Origin of the sequence: Eggerthella hominis, from assembly GCF_014287365.1 — a bacterium.
Lineage (GTDB): Bacteria > Actinomycetota > Coriobacteriia > Coriobacteriales > Eggerthellaceae > Eggerthella > Eggerthella guodeyinii.
The window spans coordinates 30,946-49,795 of the sequence record NZ_JACOOA010000008.1 but is presented as its reverse complement, the minus strand read 5'-3'; the positions used below and the strand labels follow the sequence as shown (position 1 = coordinate 49,795).

The 18,850-nt window shown below is 67.7% G+C and carries 15 protein-coding genes; 7 read left to right on the top strand and 8 right to left on the bottom strand.

What is annotated here, in order from left to right; genetic code table 11:
* Positions 1–24: 24 nt before the first annotated feature.
* Both H8S61_RS15005 and H8S61_RS15000 read left to right on the top strand, forming a co-directional pair.
* Positions 25–618, top strand: a complete 594-nt coding sequence (locus tag H8S61_RS15005) for an RNA polymerase sigma factor (protein WP_186939552.1) — start codon at positions 25–27, stop codon at positions 616–618.
* A complete protein-coding gene (locus H8S61_RS15000) occupies positions 615–2,252 on the top strand; it encodes a DUF4179 domain-containing protein (protein WP_186939551.1) in 1,638 nt (545 codons plus the stop codon). Before H8S61_RS15005 ends, H8S61_RS15000 begins: the two co-directional genes overlap by 4 nt.
* A 65-nt stretch (positions 2,253–2,317) precedes the next feature.
* Here H8S61_RS15000 and H8S61_RS14995 read toward each other — a convergent pair whose 3' ends face one another.
* The gene (locus H8S61_RS14995) at positions 2,318–2,656 is read right to left on the bottom strand and encodes a hypothetical protein (RefSeq protein ID WP_160942925.1); all 339 of its coding nucleotides are present in this window, start codon (positions 2,654–2,656) and stop codon (positions 2,318–2,320) included.
* Positions 2,657–3,041: 385 nt separating this feature from the next.
* Here H8S61_RS14995 and H8S61_RS14990 point away from each other — a divergent pair, with 385 nt between their 5' ends.
* Positions 3,042–5,114, top strand: a complete 2,073-nt coding sequence (locus H8S61_RS14990) for an elongation factor G (RefSeq protein ID WP_186939550.1) — start codon at positions 3,042–3,044, stop codon at positions 5,112–5,114.
* A gap of 71 nt (positions 5,115–5,185) precedes the next feature.
* Here H8S61_RS14990 and H8S61_RS14985 read toward each other — a convergent pair whose 3' ends face one another.
* On the bottom strand, positions 5,186–5,656 hold the full coding sequence (locus H8S61_RS14985; RefSeq protein ID WP_186939549.1) for a helix-turn-helix domain-containing protein: 471 nt from the start codon (positions 5,654–5,656) through the stop codon (positions 5,186–5,188).
* A gap of 20 nt (positions 5,657–5,676) precedes the next feature.
* Positions 5,677–5,853, bottom strand: a complete 177-nt coding sequence (locus H8S61_RS14980; RefSeq protein ID WP_186939548.1) for a type II toxin-antitoxin system HicA family toxin — start codon at positions 5,851–5,853, stop codon at positions 5,677–5,679.
* Positions 5,854–6,365: 512 nt separating this feature from the next.
* On the opposite strand from H8S61_RS14980, the gene H8S61_RS14975 reads away from it, so the two are divergent.
* Complete coding sequence (locus H8S61_RS14975; protein ID WP_186939547.1) at positions 6,366–8,945, top strand: YhgE/Pip domain-containing protein; 2,580 nt, start codon at positions 6,366–6,368, stop codon at positions 8,943–8,945.
* Positions 8,942–11,101 carry a YhgE/Pip domain-containing protein gene (locus H8S61_RS14970; RefSeq protein WP_186939546.1) on the top strand — a complete coding sequence of 720 codons (2,160 nt, stop codon included), beginning with the start codon at positions 8,942–8,944 and terminating at the stop codon, positions 11,099–11,101. The genes H8S61_RS14975 and H8S61_RS14970 overlap by 4 nt, the downstream gene beginning before the upstream one ends.
* A 97-nt stretch (positions 11,102–11,198) precedes the next feature.
* Here H8S61_RS14970 and H8S61_RS14965 read toward each other — a convergent pair whose 3' ends face one another.
* The 5 genes from H8S61_RS14965 to H8S61_RS14945 form a co-directional block, all read right to left on the bottom strand.
* Complete coding sequence (locus tag H8S61_RS14965; RefSeq protein ID WP_186939545.1) at positions 11,199–11,936, bottom strand: ABC transporter permease; 738 nt, start codon at positions 11,934–11,936, stop codon at positions 11,199–11,201.
* Positions 11,937–12,779: an ABC transporter ATP-binding protein gene (locus H8S61_RS14960; protein ID WP_186939544.1), complete on the bottom strand. Its 843-nt coding sequence runs from the start codon at positions 12,777–12,779 to the stop codon at positions 11,937–11,939.
* Between the two features lie 181 nt (positions 12,780–12,960).
* The gene (locus tag H8S61_RS14955; RefSeq protein WP_160942918.1) at positions 12,961–13,704 is read right to left on the bottom strand and encodes an ABC transporter permease; all 744 of its coding nucleotides are present in this window, start codon (positions 13,702–13,704) and stop codon (positions 12,961–12,963) included.
* Complete coding sequence (locus H8S61_RS14950) at positions 13,698–14,618, bottom strand: LytTR family transcriptional regulator DNA-binding domain-containing protein (protein ID WP_186939543.1); 921 nt, start codon at positions 14,616–14,618, stop codon at positions 13,698–13,700. The genes H8S61_RS14955 and H8S61_RS14950 overlap by 7 nt, the downstream gene beginning before the upstream one ends.
* A gap of 6 nt (positions 14,619–14,624) precedes the next feature.
* Positions 14,625–15,002 (bottom strand): VOC family protein, encoded by a 378-nt coding sequence (locus H8S61_RS14945; RefSeq protein WP_154334348.1) that lies wholly within the window; start codon positions 15,000–15,002, stop codon positions 14,625–14,627.
* A 533-nt stretch (positions 15,003–15,535) separates the two neighbouring features.
* Between H8S61_RS14945 and H8S61_RS14940 the strand changes: the two genes are divergently transcribed.
* Both H8S61_RS14940 and H8S61_RS14935 read left to right on the top strand, forming a co-directional pair.
* Positions 15,536–16,246: an ATP-binding cassette domain-containing protein gene (locus H8S61_RS14940; RefSeq protein ID WP_244977676.1), complete on the top strand. Its 711-nt coding sequence runs from the start codon at positions 15,536–15,538 to the stop codon at positions 16,244–16,246.
* A gap of 3 nt (positions 16,247–16,249) precedes the next feature.
* Positions 16,250–18,838, top strand: a complete 2,589-nt coding sequence (locus H8S61_RS14935) for a YhgE/Pip domain-containing protein (protein ID WP_186939542.1) — start codon at positions 16,250–16,252, stop codon at positions 18,836–18,838.
* Positions 18,839–18,850 lie beyond the last annotated feature (12 nt).

Genomic DNA, 18,850 nt, shown 5'->3' with positions numbered 1-18,850 from the left:
ACCGACCTTGAAGGGGGCGTGTGCGTGGACGATCTGATACAGCGAGCTCGAAAGGGCGACGGCGAAGCGTTCGCCACGTTGTTCGAGCACAGCAAGCAGCCGCTGTGGCGCGCTGCGATGGCGGTGCTCGGCAACGTGGACGATGCGTCCGACGCGCTGCAGGAGACGGCGATCAAAGCGTGGCGCGCCATGCCGCGCTTCGGCGGCCGCAGCGCCGTGGGCACGTGGTTCATGCGCATCCTGCTGCGGACGTGCTACGACTTCCGACGGACGCGCAAGCGCGAGACGCCGTGCGCGATGGGGGTCTTCGACATCGACGTGGAGGGCTCGGACGTGTCGTGGGAGCCGTCGGCCGGCCAGATGCTGGCGGGCGGCGTCGCGGCGCGCGATCCCGACCGGGAGGAAGCGCTCGACGTGCGCGACGCCTTGGGTCGCCTCACGGCCGACGACCGGCTCGTGCTCGTGCTGTTCTACGTGAACGATTTCCCCGTGCGCCAGATTTCCCAGATCATGAACGTGTCGGAGGGTGCGGTGCGCACCCGCCTGTCGCGGGCGCGCGATCGGTTCAAGGTTGCCTACACAGACGGATCGAGCGAGGAAGCCGAGGTGGCACGATGAGTTGGAAGAGCATCGACAACGAGGACGACCTGCGGCGGGCGGTGGCCGACGAGCTGGATGCGGGCCCGCTGCCGCGCGAGGCGCAGGCCAAGCTCGACGGCGTGTACGCGTCGTTGGGGTCCATCCCTCAGGATCGTCCGTCGTCGGCAAGCGCGACGGCCTCGCAGCGCCGCGAGCCGCCGCGCCGCCGCACGGGCGTCCGCGCGGCGCACGACAAGGCGGCGACGGGCGGCCGCGTCGTGCGTCGCGGCGCGCTGGTGGCCGCGGCGGCCGTGACCGTTGCGCTGCTGAGCGGGGCCGCGTTCGCGGCGACCGCGCTGCTGCAGATGCAACCGGGCGACGCGCCGTTCTTCGCCGGCGGCAAGAACCTGCCCATCTACGGGAGCCTGGAGGAAGGCGTGTCCAGCTTGAACGCCGAGGTGGGGGAAACCGTCGAGGTCGAGGGGGTGCAGGTGACGCTCGACTCCGTGTCGTGCGACCGCAACATCGTCAACCTGTTCTTCACGCTGGAGAAGGAGGGCGGCTTCGACCTGGCCGACCAGGCAAGCTACGAGAGCTCGCAGGAGAGCGAGTGGACGCGCCTGGAGAACCTCTCCCCGCGCTTCACCTACAAGCTCGAGAGTAACGGCGAGCCCCTTGGGGGCGACTCCGTCTTCCGGCTGGACGCGTACCAGGAGGACGGCAAGGTGAAGGTCATGCAGCGCATCGTGCCGGAGACGACGCTGCCCGACCAGGTGGACATCGCGCTGGAAGGATGGGCGACCTGGGGAACCTCCGAAGGGGGCGCCGAGCCCTTCACGTTCGACGTGGGCCTCGACCTGAGCACGGTGGCGCAACCGCGCGAGCTGGGCGCGCAGGATCTCACGTTCGCCACCACCGACGGCGACAAGACCATGGGCATCCAGCGTTTCACGGCTTCCGAGCTGGGCACCGTGATGGTGGTGCGCAACGACGAGGAGGAAACCGTCGAGGAGAGCGGTCGCCCCGTCTACAACGTGGCCGAGGGTTCCATCACGCCGTCCATGCTGAAGATCACCGACGACCGGGGCAACGTGCTGACCCCGGTGGGTGCGGGCGACGGAACGGGGGTCGATCCGGCCGGCGCATACGTGGTGGAGTTGGCGGGCTTGTCGCCCGACGCGTCCAGCGTCACGTTCACGCCGATGCTGTACGCGGCCGATTGGGAGTCGATGACGGAGGACGAGCGCGCGGCGCTCTACGAGCAGGACGACCGGACGGTAGACGTCTCGCAGATCGGAGCCAAGCTGGAGACGAGCGAGTACGGCGGCTACGAGCTGACGGGGTGGGACGTGGCCGACGGCACGGTGAGCATCTCGCTCAAGCCTTACGGGTGGCAGACGCCGTTCGGCGGCACGGGAGGCATGCGGCCCACGCAGCAGCCGACGCCGCTGTACGAAGAGTGGTACGACGAAGAGACCGGGGAGAAGTACTGGGGCTACCACACCTCGGTCGTGCACGAGAAGTACGATTACCAGACCGGCGAGCTGCTGGTGATCCACTCCTACTACGCCGCCGGCGACGACGAGTTGCGCGGGTTGACGGAGTACGAGTACCGCGCGTCGTTCGGCGAGTACCGCGAAGAGGCGGACGCGGCGCAGACGCTTTCCTTCTAGCGGCAACGCATGAAAAACGGGCCCCTCGACGAGGGGCCCGTTTCGGTTGCACGCGTTCGGCTCGGCTATTTGCCGAGCACCTTCTTGATGCCGTTTGCGGCCACGACGGCGCCGCCGCCGATGGCCAGCAAGCCGGGGCCGGGCAGGATGAGCATTGGCACGCCCACGAGCATGATGGCGCCGCCGACGGCCGTCTGCACGGCGCCGCCGATGCGGCTGGGCTTCTTCTTCGCGGAAGAGGGGCCGCCGTCGATGATGGTGGCGTTGACGGCGGCGGCCTGCGCGGCGTCCTTCCCGTACGACGGCGCGCGGAACGTGTCGCCGCCTGACGGGCGTCCGCTTCGCGCGGCGTCGCTCGCGCTGGCGACGGGGTTGACGTCGATGATGGGGCTCTGGTCGCTCATGGTCTCCTCGCTTATGGTGGGTGGCGGCTCCAGCCGCTTGGTGCCTCCGATTATACGGGCCTCGGGCGGCGCGCGCCGTGGGGCGAGGCTCCGGCTACGGGTTCGTCACCGTTCGGTAACGTGTTGTTCGCGGGTTCTTCAAAGGTGGGCGGGGGCGGCGTCGAAGGCGATGTCGAAGGCGATGTCGAAGGCGATGTCGGAGCGGCGTCGAAGCGAGGTCGAATTCCGGCGTTGTGGACGCCGAAAGCGGCCATTTGCGATACACTATGGGTCAAGGTTTCAGGTACGCGTTTGAAGTTCGTTTCTGGTAAGGCCCGGTTGGTTCGCGCCTTGACGACAACACGACAACGGCGTGGACCACGCAACAGGAAAGTTGGTGGTCAACATGGCAGCTCCTGCTACCGAACACGTGCGAAACATTGTGCTGGTGGGCCAAGACGGCGCCGGCAAGACATCGCTCGCCGAAGCGATGCTGCACGTCTCCGGCCGTACGCCCCGCATGGGCACGACGCACGACGGGAAATCCTACCTCGACTACGACGATGAGGAGATCCGGCGCAAATTCACCATCGGCACCTCCATTGCCCCCGTTCCGTACAAGGACTACAAGATCAACCTGCTGGACACGTCCGGCCACCCCGACTTCATCGGCGACACGCTGGCCACCATGCAGGCGGCCGAGATGGCGCTGTTCGTGGTCGACGCCGTGGCGGGCCCGCAGGTCATGACCACCAAGCTGTGGCGCGAGGCCGAGGACATGCGCCTGTCGCGCGCCGTGTTCATCAACCACATCGACCGCGAGAACGCCGATTTCGACACCGCCATGGCGCTGCTGCACGCGCGCTTCGGCTCGCGTCTGGGCTCCGTGACCATCCCCATCGGCGTCGACAAGGACTTCAAGGGCGTCATCGACATCATCCGCATGAAGGCGCGCTACTTCGATCCCGGCAGCGAGCAGGAGCGCATCGAGGAGATTCCGGCCGAGTACGCCGACGCCGCCCAGGCCGCGCGCGACAAGCTGTGCGACCTCGTGGCCGAGGCCGACGACGACCTCATGATGAAGTACCTCGACGGCGAAGAGCAGCTCACGCAGGACGAGCTCGAGCAGCTGCTGGACAAGGCCATCGCCCAGGAGCTGTTCATCCCCGTGTTCGTGGGCTCCACGATCATCGAGCAGGGCATCCAAGGCGTCATGGAAGACATCGCCACCTACTTCCCGCACCCGCGCCATCACGGCCGCTTCCGCCTGGCCAACGGCGAGGAGACCGTCGTCGACGAAACGGGCGAGCCCGCAGCGTTCATCTTCAAGACGGTGTCCGACCCGTTCGTCGGCCGCCTGAGCTTCCTTAAGGTCATCTCGGGCGTGCTGGAGCCGGGCATGGAGCTGATCAACGCGCGCACGGGCAAGAAGGACCGACTCGGCCACCTCTACGTGATGATGGGCAAGGAGGCCAACGATGTGAAGAGCGCGAAGGCCGGCGACATCATCGTGGTGCCGAAGCTCACCGACACGCGCGCCGGCGACACGATGTCGAAGTCGGGCGACGTGGCCATCGACCCGCTGCCGCTGCCCGTTCCGCAGTACCCGGTGGCCATCGAGGCCGTCAACAAGAAGGACGAGGACAAGCTGGGCACGTTCCTGGCGCGCGCCGCCGAGAACGATCCCACGCTCGTCATCAGCCGCAGCGAGGAGACGCACCAGACCGTGATCACGGCCATGGGCGAGGCACAGATCGAGACGCTCATCGCGAAGCTCAAGGAGCAAACCGGCGTCGAGGCGAAGCTCATTCCCGTGCGCATCCCGTATCGCGAGACCATCCGCAAGATAGCCGAGGCGCAGGGCCGCCACAAGAAGCAGACGGGCGGCGCGGGCCAGTTCGGCGACTGCTGGCTGCGCATCGAGCCGAATCCGGGCGCGGGTTACGAGTTCGTCGACGAGATCGTGGGCGGCAAGATCCCGCGCGGCTACCTGCCGGCCATCGACAAGGGCGTGCAGGACGCCATGCGCGAGGGCTTCCTGGCGGGCTATCCCATGGAGGACATCAAGTGCGCCGTGTACGACGGCTCGTACCATGCCGTCGATTCCAACGAGATGGCGTTCAAGACGGCCGCGCGCATCGGCTTCCGCGCCGCATGCGAGAAGGCCGAGCCCATCCTGCTCGAGCCGATGGCGAACCTCGACGTGACGGTGGGCGAGGAGTACGCCGGCGCGGTGATGGGCGACATCTCCACGCGTCGCGGCCGCATCGTGGGCACCGACTCGAACGACGCGGGCGAGACCGTCATCATGGTACGCGTGCCGTACGCCGAGGTGGTCACGTACACGAAGGACCTGCGCGCCATCACGCGTGGCTCGGGGTCGTACTCGCTCGAGCTGGAAGGCTACGAGCAGGCGCCGGCCGACGTGACGAAGAAGCTGGTGGAAGCCTACCAAGCGGCGCGCGCCGCGGGGAACTAGCGCAGGCGCGACCGTCGGAGGACGGCGAGAGATGGTGAAGGGGGCCGCGTTTGCGCGGCCCCCTCGCACGTCTAGGCTTCGAGGGCTGGGGGCTCTTCCTCGGCGACGGTCTTGCGCTTCGGGCGGCCGGCGGAGGGCCGCTCCCTCAAGCGAGCCTCCACGCTGTAACGGGTCACCCAGGTGTTGTGCCCGTACTTGAACGCCTCGAGGAGCCCGTCGCGGATCATGTGGCTCACGCGCGACGGAGACACCCCCAGCGCCCGCGCTGCCTCGGCGGCCGTCATGCGCGGAATGGTATGCAGGCCGGCATCGATGGCGACCCACATGATTCTGCCTCCGTGTCGGGGCTCGTTGTCGAACGTGGGCTCGGGGAGAGGTGTACCCTCCATGGCGCTGAATTCGATTTCCAGCTTGAGCCAGTCGGCTGCGTATTCGGCAACCTCTCGCATGTCGTGACCTTCTGTGCCGCCTTCGAAATCGAAGGGAGATGCGAGAAGGCGCTGCTCGCTTTCGTACACTTCGAATTCGTATACGTGAACCATGGCGATCCCTTTCCCCGGGGCTATTTGAGCTTCGATTGCTTCAGTATGGCTTCGAACGTGTCGTCAAGTATTTCCTGATGGCGCGGGACGGTTGCTCTTCTGCCGTCGGGATGCTTGAACGTGTCGTGCTTTGCCCCTCCCTTGTTGACGAAGCCGTTCCGTTTGAGAATCCGCACGACCTCTCTTCGTTTGACCATCCTATCCCCGATCCCTCAAAACGTCAATACTGTTTATAGTTTCGCTTGCGTGCGAAGCGCGATGGTCCTTCTTCGACGGGCGGAGCCGAGTTGGGGGTCTTCCGCCCGTCGAAGGCGGCGCGGCGGGCGATGCCGGGCCATGGCCGTTCCCTGTTCGCCGATGGCGGCATCGCCGTTGTGCCGTACCTCTATGATAACGAGCTGGTCTTACGTTTCGATGGCGTGCGTCCAGCGCGCTTTGCCGTCGAATCTTACGCGGTTCCAACGCGCCTCCAGCGCGGTTTCCACGTTTCGTGCCGCCGTTTCCAACGCGGATCGGATGCGCCTTGCACGCGCTTCTCGCGCCCGTCCAGCGCGCGATGGTTCAACCGGAGGTTGATTCTCTCGACCGATCGCAAAATCACGGTCCGCGCGCGTTGCGCACGTACCCTCGATGGGCTATCGTTTTCCCTTACGTACTGGTGATAAGGGGATCGGCCGTCTCAGCGGCCCGACAAGGACGAGAGCTCCGCATGAAGACGGTTTTTCAGATACTGCTGCGCGACCTGAAGCGGCTCGCGCGCAATCCCGTGGCGATCATCGTGACGCTGGGCGTGTGCGTCATCCCGTCGCTGTACGCGTGGTACAGCATCGAGGCGAACTGGGACCCGTACGCGAACACGTCCGGCATCCGCGTCGCCGTCAGCAACGAGGACGCGGGCACGCGCGACGACGTGGTGGGCGATCTCGACGTGGGCGCCGAGGTGGTGGACGGCTTGCGCGACAACACCCAGCTGGGGTGGGAGTTCGTGTCGCAGGACGAGGCGATGGAGGGCGTGCGGTCGGGCGCGTACTACGCCGCCATCGTCATCCCGAAGTCGTTCAGCGAGGATCTGGTAAGCGCGGCGTACGGCGGTTCGGAGAAGCCGCAGCTCGAATACTACGTGAACGAGAAGAAGAACTCGGTGGCCCCGAAGGTGACCGATGCGGGCGCCGCAGCCATCGAGGAGCAGATCAACTCGATGTTCATCCAGACGGTGAGCAAGGCCGTCGTCAGCGGCGCGCAGCAGGTGGGGCATGAGGCCGAGGACGGGGTGGCCGCCGCCGAGGGCAGCTTGACGAGCGGCGTGAGCGAGGCGGCGTCGGCGCTCGGCGACGCACGCGGCCTGCTCGACGGCATGGGCGGCACCGTGGCCGCGTCGCGCGACTCGGCGGCACGCGCCCGCGCCACGCTGTCCGACCTGCTCAACCAGCTGCCCACCCTGTCGGCGGCGCTCGACGAGGGCGGCGGCCTCCTCACCGAGGCGCGCGACGCGGCGAACGGGTACTTCTCGTCCGCGGCATCGTCCGTGGGGCGGGCGAGCTCGCTCGTGAGCAGCGCCGCCGTGCAGACGAACGCGGCCATCGGCCAGACGGCGGGCGACGTGACCGCGCTCCAGGAGCGCGTGGACGGCCTGCTGGCCGACGCGGAGAAGCTGGCGAAGGACAACGAAACCATGCTCGAGGCGCTCAAGGACCTGGAGCGGGACCACCCTGAGCTGGCCGGCATCATCGAGCAACTCGAGCAGCAGAACGCCCAGCAGCAGGAAACCATCGAGGCGCTCAAGCGGGCGAGCGCCACCGTCACCGAGACGGCCGGCAAGGCCGTCGACGCCTCGCAGGCGGTGACCGGCGTCGTGCAGGGCGAGGCGCAGGGCCTGACCCAGTCGCAGCAATCGCTGTCCACCGACGTGCTGCCGCAGCTGTCGTACGGGCTCGACGGCCTGTCGCAGGCCACCGGCACGCTGTCGGGCGCGGTGGCCGCGCTCGACGGGCTCGTGCGGCAGGCCGACGCCGCGGTGGCGCAGCTCGACGCGACGCTCGGCCAGGCCGAGCAGGCGCTCTCGTCGTCCAGCTGGGCGCTCGGCTCGGTGCAGGGCCACCTGAGCACGATGGCTACCGACCTGGCCGCCCTCAGCGACTCGGCCTCCCTCGACCAGCTGTCCACCCTGCTCGGCGTCAATCCCGACGCGGCCGCCAGCTTCATGGCCGCACCCGTGACGCTGCGCACCGAGACCGTCTTCCCCGTGGACACGTACGGCGCCGGCGTGGCCCCGTTCTACACGAACCTCGCGCTGTGGGTGGGCGGCTTCGTCCTCATCGCCATCTTCAAGCTGGAGGTGGACCGCACCGGCGTGGGGCGCATGAGCCCGACGCAGAGCTACTTCGGCCGCTGGCTGCTGCTCGTGGCGCTCGCCGCGGTGCAGGCGGTCATCGTGTGCGTGGGCGACCTCGTGCTCGGCGTGCAATGCGTCGAGCCCGTGGCCTTCGTGGCGGCCGGCGTGTTCGCCTCGTTCGTCTACCTCAACATCATCTACGCGCTGGCCGTGGCGTTCAAGCATATCGGCAAGGCGCTGGCCGTCGTGCTGCTCATCATGCAGATACCCGGGTCGTCGGGCATGTACCCCGTGGAGATGATGTCCGGGTTCTTCCAGGTCATCCATCCGTTCCTGCCGTTCACCTACGGCATCGGGGCGCTGCGCGAGGCCATCGGCGGCATGTACGGCCAGGCGTTCTGGATCGACCTCGCGCACCTCGCGCTGTTCCTGCCCGTCGCGTTCCTCATCGGGCTCGTGGCCCGTCCGTACCTGCTGAACATCAACCTGCTGTTCGACCGCAAGCTGGCCGAGACCGACGTGATGGTCAGCGAGCGCGGCGAGCTCGAGCACAAGCGCTACCGTCTGCGCACGGTGATCCGCGCGCTGTTGGACACCGACGCGTACCGCGAGACGCTCGTCAGACGCTTCGAGCGTTTCGGCAGGAACTACCGCCGCTTCATCCGCGCGGGCTTCGCGGCGTTGGCGGCGCTGTCGGTGCTCATGCTCGTGCTGCTGTCCACCGTGCAGGTGGACGCCGACGGCAAGCTGCTCATGCTCGTGGTGTGGATCGCCGTGCTCGTGGCGGTGGACGGCTACCTGATCGCCATCGAGTACGTGCACGAGAACCTGGGCTACCAGATGGACCTCGCCTCGATGGACGAGGAGGGCCTGCGCGACAAGGTGCGCTCGCATCTCACGTTCGGCCCAGGCAAGCAGGCGGATGCCGCCGAGGACGAAGGGGGCGAGCAGGCATGAGGGTCGTGTGGGAAATCTTCAAGGGCGACCTCAAGAACGCGACGAAGAGTGTCGTGGGCCTCGTGGTGCTCGTGGGCCTCGTCGTGGTGCCGGCGCTGTACGCCTGGTTCAACATCCTGGGCGGATGGGACCCCTACGAGAACACCGACGGCCTCAAGGTGGCCGTGGCCAACGAGGACGAGGGCTACTCGAGCGACCTCGTTCCCGTCGACCTGAACATCGGGAACAGCGTGGTCTCGGCGCTGCGCGCGAACGACCAGTTCGACTGGGAGTTCATGAGCGAGGACGAGGCGGTGGAAGGCGTGCGCTCGGGCGCGTACTACGCCGCCATCGTGATCCCGCAGAGCTTCAGCGCCGACATGATGACGCTGTTCTCCACCGACATCAAGCATTCCGACATCGTGTACTACTCGAACCAGAAGGAGAACGCCATCGCGCCGCGCGTCACCGACAAGGGCGCGAGCGCCGTGCAGTCGAGCATCGACGAGACGTTCACCAGCACGGTGGACGAGGTGGGGCTCAAAACCATCTCCCAGCTCATCGACTTCATGGACGGCGACTCGATGAATTCCTACGCCTCGACGCTCAAGCGCAACCTCGAGTTCGCGATGGCCGACCTCGACAGCGCCGCCTCGCAGACCACGGCGTTCTCCGCGCTGATCTCGTCCACGTCGTCGCTCGTGCAGACCACGGGTGGCATCATGGGCGACGCGGGGAGCTCGTCGTCGGCGGCGCGCGACGCGCTCGGCGAGGCGCAGGCGGGCCTTGCGGGCGTGGGCGACTCGCTGTCGGGCGCGACGTCGCTCGTCGACGCGGCGCTCGCGCAGAGCGAGGCCGGCTTCGACGCCATCGCGAAACGCATCGACCAGGGCCTCGACGCGGCCGAGAGCCAGGTGTCGGACGTGGAGGACGACATGGGGCTGGCCGCGGACGACGTGAGGAGCATGGCCGACGCGTTCGCCACCGCGCGCGACGCCGTGGCGAAGATCGATCCCGACAACCCCGTGCTCGACCAGTTCGACCGCACGATCGCGCTGCTCACCGCGCTTGCGGACGGCATCGGCGACGTGGCCGGCGACGTAGACGGCACGGCGAAGACCGCCGCCGAGCAGCGCAAGGCCGTGGAGGGCCTGCTGGACGACGCGCGCGCGAGCCTGGGCGGCGTGCGCACCGGCTACGAGGGCGATCTGGCGTATCGGGCCGAGACGCTGCGCTCGACCCTCGCGTCGGTGAGCGATTCGTCCGTACGCGTGTCGAACGACGTGGACTACGTGCTGTCGTCGCTGGCCTCGACGTCCGGCTCGCTGTCGAGCGACCTGACGGGCGCGCAGGGAGCGCTCGACGAGGCGACGGGCGTGCTGACGCGGGCGAGCGCGAAGCTCCAGGACGCGCTGACCCAGCTGGAGGGCGCGCTGTCGTCGGGCGACCTCGAGCAGGTGAAGGGCATCATCGGCTCGAACCCCCAGAGCATGGCGTCGTTCCTGTCCTCGCCGGTGAGCATCGACCGCCACAGCGTGTACGGCATCGCGAACTACGGCTCGTCCATGGCGGCGTTCTACACCATCCTGTCGATGTGGGTGGGCTCGATCATCCTCGTGGCGCTCATGAAGGTGGAGGTGTCCGAGCAGCGCATCGCGTCGCTGTCGCGCGCGCCGCGCCGCTGGGAGCTGTACCTCGGACGCTTCGGCATCTTCGCGCTGCTGGCGTTTCTGCAAAGCACGTTCGTGTGCGCGGGCGACCTGCTGTTCCTCGGCATCCAATGCCCGCATCCGTTCCTGTTCATGCTGGCCGGATGGGCGGCGGGGCTCGTGTTCAGCTTCTTCGTGTACACGCTCGTGGTGTCGTTCGGCGACATCGGCAAGGCGGTGGCCGTGGTGTTGCTCGTCATGCAGGTGGCCGGCTCGGGCGGCACGTTCCCCATCGAGATGACCAGCAGTTTCTTCCAGGCCGTCTACCCGTACCTGCCCTTCACGCACGGCATCGCGGCCATGCACGCGTGCATCGGCGGCATTTACGGCATGGAGTATTGGGTGGAGCTCGGCACCCTGCTGCTGTTCCTGATCCCGGCGCTGCTGCTGGGCCTCGTGCTGCGCAAGCCCGTCATCAAGCTGAACACCTTCGTCATCGAGAAGCTGGAGGAGACGAAGATCATGTAGGTTCCGCCGACCTGCCGACCGGCGGAACGTCGAGCAGCCGCAGGGCGCTCCTGCGCCCCGCGGCTGCTCGCTGCGCCCACCTGCGCGCGTCCTCCTCCTAGTTGTCGCGGGAGAGGCGCTTGTAGATGATCGCGAAGGCGACGGCGGCCACGACGATCCAGACGAGCATGCCCACGGCGGGCAGCACGGCCTCGGGGGTGAACAGCGCGCCGTCGGCCAGCAGGGTGCCCAGCTTGTCCATGCCGCCGGTGGGCAGGTAGGGGGCGATGTTCGAGAACCCGTCGATGAACTGGGAGTACATGGGAGCGATGCCCACCAGCAGGATGGGTACGCTCAACAGGCCGGCCGACATCTGGTCGCGGGCGGCCAACCCCAGCAACAGCGAGATCAGCACGAAGGGAATCGACCCCACCACGCCGATGGCGAGGAAGGCGGGCAGCCCGGCGAGGGGCTGGCCGAGCACGAGGTAGCAGGCCGCGTCCACCACCGCGATGGCGATGAGCGCCACGAGCCCGCGCGACAGCAGGATCTGCTCGGGACCCACGTTCGCCAGCATGAGCGTGCGCAGTGTGTGCTTCTCCTTCTCCTCCGCGATGGCGGTGATCGTGGCCATCGACGACACCATGGTGCACGTGAACAGCAGGGCGTACGACAGCATCGTGGCGTCGAAGGCGTGCTGCGCCTCGGCGCCCTCGACGTTGCCGCCCATGACCTTGCTGAAGAAGGCGATGAACCCGAGGGGCAGCAGGCAGCACACGAGCATGGTGGGGTTCTTCACCACGTCCTTGAGGTCCTTCTCGAACAGCGTGGCGGTTTTGCGCATGACGGCTTCCATTTAGAACTCCCTTCCCGTGAGCTCGAGAAACACTTCTTCCAGATCGGGCTCCACCGAGTGGATGGACAGGCATTCGCCCGTCTGCAGCGCCTCGGCGACCAGCGCGGCGCCGGCGGCGTCCTTCGTGGTGCGCACGACGCGGCCGTCGGCCACGCGGACGAGCACCTCGTTCTTCGCGAACCGCAGGCGCAGCGCGTCGGGCGTGTCGCAGGCGACGAGCGCGCCCTCGTTGAGGATGCCCACGCGGTGGCAGAGGCCCTCGGCTTCGGCCATGTCGTGCGTGGTGAGGAACACGGTGGTGCCGTGGTCGTTCAGCTCGTGCAGCATAGTGTGCACCTCGGCGCGCGCGGCGGGGTCGAGGCCGCTCGTGGGCTCGTCGAGGAACAGCAGCTCGGGCCCGTGCACGATCGCCGCCAGCAGCGCCGCGCGCTGGCGCATGCCCTTCGAGCGGTTCTTGATGAGCGTCTTCTTGTCCGCGGCCAGGTTCATGCGCTCGAGCAGCGCGGGGATGTTGTTACCCGTCACGCCGCGCACCTTCGCGTAGAAGCGCAGGTTCTCCTCGATGGTCATGCGCTCGTAGAGGGCGCTCGTGTCCGAGAGGATGCCGATGCGCTCGTAGTCGTTGTTCGTGGCGTGCTCGATGGCGCGCCCGAACAGCATGATGCGGCCGGAATCCTTGACGAGCTGGCGCGTGAGCAGCTTGATGGTGGTGGTCTTGCCGGCGCCCGAGGGCCCCAGGAAGCCGAAGCACTCGCCGCGCTCCACCTCGAAGGAGAGGTGGCTCAGCACGCGCTTCGCCTTGAAGCTGAGGGACACGTCGTCCATGGACAGCAGGGGGTTCATGTGGTTGCTCCTTTCGTTTTCGACGGGGAGCAGTTTCCCTCGGCGCACGCCTCCGATCAAGGGAAACGCGACGTCGGGAGCGCGCCGCGCGACGAGAGGAGCAGGGGAGGCGACGACAGGAGCGCGCGGCTCGGGCAGGGGCGCGGGCGCGGCGGCCGGGTTGGGGAGGGGCGCGTCCGCGCTACTCGTCGCGGGGGATGCGCGGCGCGACGACGACGAACGCGACGAGGCTCACGACGATCCACGCGAGCTGCGCGAGCGCGGGCGCGATGGACGCGGAGGTGAACAGCGTGCCTTCCGCCAGCGCGTAGACGAGGGCGAACCCGCCGCCGGTGGGCAGGAGGGGCAGCGCCTGGAACGTGGCTTCGGCGTACATGAAGAGCATGGGCGCGATGCCGATGAGGATGATGGGCAGGCTGGAGAAGCTGGCCGCCATCTGGTTGCGCGAGGCGAGGCCCAGCGCCAGCGACAGTGCGATCAGCGGGATGCCGGCCAGCACGGTGATCAGCATGAAGGGGAGCATGCAATCGAACGAGGCGCCCGACACCAGGAAGCAGGCCGCTCCCACGAGCGCGGTGTACAGCGTGCCGACGATGCCGTGCGCGGCGATCATCGGGGCGCGGCCGACGCCGGCCAGCGTGAGCATGCGCAGCGCGTGCTTCTCGCGCGCCTCGGCCATGGGGTAGACGATCGTCGTGCCGGGCACCATGCCGGTGGTGAACAGCATGCTGAAGACGAGCAGGAACAGGCGCGCGTCGTCTTGCTCGAGCGGGCCGACGATGACGAAGCGGCAGATGAGCAGGAAAAACGCGGGGAACAGGCAGCACGCGAGCAACCCGGGGCTTTTCACCACGTTCATGAAGTATTTCCGCACGAGCACGCGCAGGATGCCCGGGCGGGCGGCGGCCTGCTTCTCGTTCACCATCGGTAGCGCTCCCGCATCTCCTCGGCACGCCCCTTCGCCAGCGGGATGGACGTGTGCGCGGCGTCGCCCAGCGTGAGGTTGAAGCTGTTGCGCGTGTAGCGCTCCACCTTCGCCACCTTCTGCACGTTCACGAGGAACGACCGATGGCAGCGGAAGAACCCGGCGCGCGACAGCTCGTGCTCCAGCTCGTCCATCGTGCGCGGCGTCTGGTAGCGCTCGCCGCGCACCGAGAGGTACGTGGCCTTGTTCATGCTTTCGGCGAAGTCGATGTCGCGCGGATCGAACAGCAGCGTGGCCGTCTCGGTGTGCGCGGGGATCTTGAGCACGTGCACCTCGTCGCCCTCGTACGCGGCGCCCCCGTCCTCGTCGCCGTCACCGTCGTCGTCCTGGTCCACCGCGATGAAGCGGCCCTCTTCGTGCCAGCAGGCCACGCCGGGCATGAGCAGCGCCTCGCGCAGCGGCTCGACCGTGGTGACGAAGCGGCAGCCCTGCTCCATGCGCTCGGCGATCCAGGTGAGCGCGACGGCGCGCCCCTCGGCGTCGAGGTCGGACAGCGGGCGTTCGAGGAAGCACGCCTCCGGCTCGAAGAGGCTCGCGCGCGCCAGGTTCACGAGCGCCATCGTCGAGGGAGGGAGGCCGCCGATCTTGCGCTTCGCGACGCCGCGCAGGTTGAAGTGCGAGATGGCGTCCTCGTAATGCACCGAGCTGCGCGCGATGTTGCCGTAGAAGCGCAGGTGCGAGGCCACGGAATCGCGCTCGAAGCCGCGGTCGGTCTCCAGGACGAACGCGCAGCGCTGCGTGCGGTAGCGTGCGCGCACGGCTGCCAGCAGGGCGGCCGACGTCTCGCGGCTGCATTCGATGTGCACGCTGCGGTCGTCGGCCACCAGCTCGTCGATGGATGCGAACTCGGTCACGGGAGGCTACTCCGCGCGCATCGCCGGGAGGATCTCCAGCCAGCAGCCGTCGGGGTCCTCGATGAAGTAGAGTCCCATGCGCTCGTTCACGAAGCACACGCAGCCCATCTCCTCGTGCAGGGCGCGCGCGGCGTCGAGGTCGTCCACCTCGAAGGCCAGGTGCGTGTCGCGCCCGCCGTTGTCGTAGGGCTCGGTGCGCCCGCGGTTCCACGTGAGCTCTACCTGGAAGTCGGTCTCGTCGTTGCCGACGAACACGTTTTCCCACGATCCGTCCTCGGGTCCCATGCGCCGCTGCACGACGAGTCCCAGCGCGCGTTCGTAGAACGCGAGCGACGCGTCCAGGTCGAGGACGTGGATGCAGCGGTGGATCATCTTCGCTTTCATGGCGGTTCCTTTTCTGCGCAGGTTCGCGCGCGATTGCGCGCGGTTCGTTCGCTGGAAGTATACCCGAGATCACGGTCGCGTGACGCCAACGCAACGGAACTCCCGAAGAGGAGGGAAGGCGGGCCCCGTCGATGCGAGAATGTTTCACGTGAAACACTTGTTCGCGCGATCGCGCTTCCGTGGTCGCCGGGTTTGTTCGCGAAATCCGACCTGCGAGTCACAAAAATCACCGCGGTGAAGCTCGGCGAGAGATCCGCGTACCCTTGATATTTTGTGACCTGGGGAAACGCGTTCAGGTTTCAGGGCAATGGCGACTGGCGGGCGGTCGTGCACGCTTCGATGCCCCGGAATCGCTTCACAGCGGTGATTTTCGTGACCGCGAGGAGCATTTTCGGCTCGATGCGATGGAGAAGATGCGGTTTCAGCGAGTTCGCGCGAAACGCTTGCGCCTTTTCGCCAGGGTGCTATACTTCCGTCTGAAAAACTGACTAGTCAGTCAAAAATGAGGGCTGACGAACGACACGAAGGACGTGATGGACATGCAGGAGACGCTGGCGCGCCCGGAATCGGGCACGTTCGTGCGCGAGGGCGCCACGTTCGCGGGCGCGCCGTACCTCAGCGCGCGCGGGTTGGGGTTGAAGACGTACGCGGGGTTCGCGTATCGCAACGTGGACGTCGACGTGCATCGCGGCGAGCTGGTGGCCGTGCGCGGACGCAACGGAAGCGGCAAGACGGCGCTCTTGCTCACGCTGGCCGGGCGCATGAAGCAGACGGAGGGCACGCTGACCGCAGGCGGGCTCGAGCTGCCGCGCCAGCGGGCGAAGGCGGAGCGTCGCGTGGGCTTGGGCCTGTTCAGCGGGTTGAACGACCTGCAGGACAGCCTGACGACGGCGTACGCGCTGGGCGCCGAGTTCGAGCTGTACGGCCGCAAGCCGCGCCGCGAGGCGGTGACGGGCTATTTGCAGCAGTGGCAGCTCGCCGACGTGGCGAACGTGCGCGTGAAGGACCTCACGTCGCAGAAGCTCACGCAGCTGGGCATCGCGCTCGCGTTCGTGGGCGAGCCCGACGCCGTGGTGGTGGACGACGTGGAGAGCCAGCTGACGATGTCGCAGTCGGAGGCCCTCGTCGAGCTGCTGCTCGATGCCGCGCGCACGCGCAACGTCGCCATCGTCGTGGGCGTGGTGGAGCGCGATCTGGCCGCCATGGCCGACGCGACGGTGTACCTGTCGAAGGACGGTGAGTAGCGTATGAGCTTCAAAGGATTGCGGTTCGCGGGCCTCGAGTGGAAGAACATCACGGCCTCGAAGGTGATGTGGGTGGTCATCGCGGCCATCGCCATCATGCCGCTGCTGTACGGCGCGCTGTACCTGGCGGCGTTCCAGGATCCGTACGCGCGCCTGAACACGGTGCCCGTCGCCGTGGTGAACGAGGACGCGGGCGCGATCATCTCCGCCGAGCAGCGCAACCTCGGCGACGACGTGGTGCAGGAGCTCAAGGACACCGACGACGGCCTGCAATGGCACTTCGTGTCGGCCGACGAGGCGCAGAAGGGCCTCGAGGACGGCACCTACTTCATGACGTGCACGATCCCCTCCGACTTCTCGGCGAGCGTGGCGTCGGTCGACGGCGACAGCCCCGAGAAGGCGCAGCTGAAGATCGACTACAACCAGAGCGAGAACATGCTGGCGTCCCAGATCGGCGAGACGGTGTGGAAGGAGGTGCGCACGCGCGTGAGCGACACGGTGGCCACCGAGTACTGGACGACGGTGCTCGGCCGCGTGGCCGACTCGGGCAAGGACATCCAGACGGCCGCCGACGGCGCGGGCGATTTGGAGGACGGCCTCGTGACGGCGAAGGACGGGAGCGCCGCCATCACGTCGAACCTCGGCACGCTCAAGGACGGTGCGCTCACGCTCGACACCGGCCTGGGCAGCCTCGTCGCCGGCGCGTCGTCCCTCGATGCCGGCCTGGGCACGCTGAGCGGCGGCACCTCCACGCTGAAAGCCGGCACGCAATCGCTGGTGGCGGGCGCGAACCAGCTGCACGACGGCGCGAGCCAAGTGGCGGGCGGTGCCAGCAGCGTGTCGAGCGGGGCGTCGAAGCTGCAGTCCGACGGCACCAGCAAGGTGGCCGCCGGAGCCAGCCAGCTGGCGGAAGCAACGAGCGCGCTGCCCGACGAAGCGCAGGCGGACGAAGCCGAAGCGGGATCGAACCAGATCTCCGGCGGCATCGCGCACCTGCAGGGTGCAGCTGGCGAGCTTGCCGGCGGCGTGAGCCAGCTCAAGAGCGGATTGGATACGGTTTCCGGCGGTGCGGGCGCCCTTGAGACGGGAGCGCGTGACGCCCAGGCGGGCGCGACCTCCCTGAAAGCCGGGATCGGCACGTCGGGGCAGACGGTAGCCGATCAAACGCTGTACGGCTTGCTGAACAGCGCGCAAGCGGCTCTCGAGGGCGGCGACACGGCGACGGCCAGGGGACTCATCGGCGCCGCCCAGGAAGCTGCGGGAAGCCTGTCGGCCGGTGCGGCGCAACTCGAGACGGGCACCGGGAGCCTGGTTTCCGGTGCGCAGCAGCTGCAGGCGGGTATCGGTTCCTCAAGCGATACGTCGGCCACCACGCTCTACGGCGGCGCGAACCTCCTTGCCGACGGCATCGGCGCTTCGGGCGACGCTTCGGCCACCACGCTCTACGGCGGTCTCAACAGCCTTTCAGCCGGCTACGAAAGCTTGTCCTCGCAGCTGCTTCCGCTTGTTCGGCAATCGCCTGCGCTTCGTGCTGCCGTGCTGCAGCTCGACGCCGGCGCGAACGAGGTGAACGCCAACATGTCCTCGCTCGTGGCGGGCTCCTCGCAGGTGGCGTCCGGCGCCTCCCAGGTGAACGACGGCGCGGCTTCGGCGGTGTCGGGGGCGGGCCAGCTCGACGCCGGCGCGTCCCAGCTCGTCGACGGCGCCCAGTCGGCCAAGAGCGGCGCGGGCCAGCTGAGCGCCGGCGCGCAGAGCGCCAAGGACGGCTCCGCGCAGATCGCCGACGGCGCCACGCAGCTCCAGGAGGGCAGCGGCACGCTCACCACGGGCCTCGCCGACGCGGTGGACGGCTCCGGCGAGCTGGCCGGAGCGCTCGCCGACGGCGCGAAGACGGCCGCCGACCAGACCTCGAACATCGACGGCAAGTCCGAAGTGATGAGCGACCCCGTCGAGCTCGTGAACGAGTACTACACCACGGTGAAGAACTACGGCACCGGCTTCGCCCCGTACTTCATGGCGCTGGGCCTGTGGGTGGGCGGCCTCGTGGCGGGCTTCGTGTTCAAGCCGCTCAACAGCCGCCTCATCATGTCGGGCGCGAATCCCGTGACGGTGGCGTTCGCGAACTACCTGCCGGTGGCGTTCTTCTCGCTCATCCAGGCGACGCTGCTCATGGTGGTGCTCCAGTTCGGCTTGCAGCTGCAAATCGACAACGTGCCCGCGTTCTACGCGATGGGCTACCTCACGGCGCTCGTGTTCGCAGCCATCATGCAGGTGCTCATGGCGGCGTTCGGATTCCCCGGCAAGTTCGTGGCCATCATCCTGCTCATGCTGCAGCTGACGGCCTGCGCCGGCACGTTCCCCATCCAGACGACGCCGGACTTCTTCCAGGCCATCAACCCGTACATGCCCATGACGTACGTGGTGCAGGGCATGCGCCAGATCATGACGGGCCTGGATTACGGCATCGTGGGCTTCGACTGCCTCGTGCTGTTCGCCATCGGCGCGGTGTGCTTCGCGCTCACGTGCCTCGTGGCGTACCGCAAGCGCACGGTGCGCATGGAGGACTTGCACCCGGTGCTGCAGCTGGGATAGCCTCCGACCTGG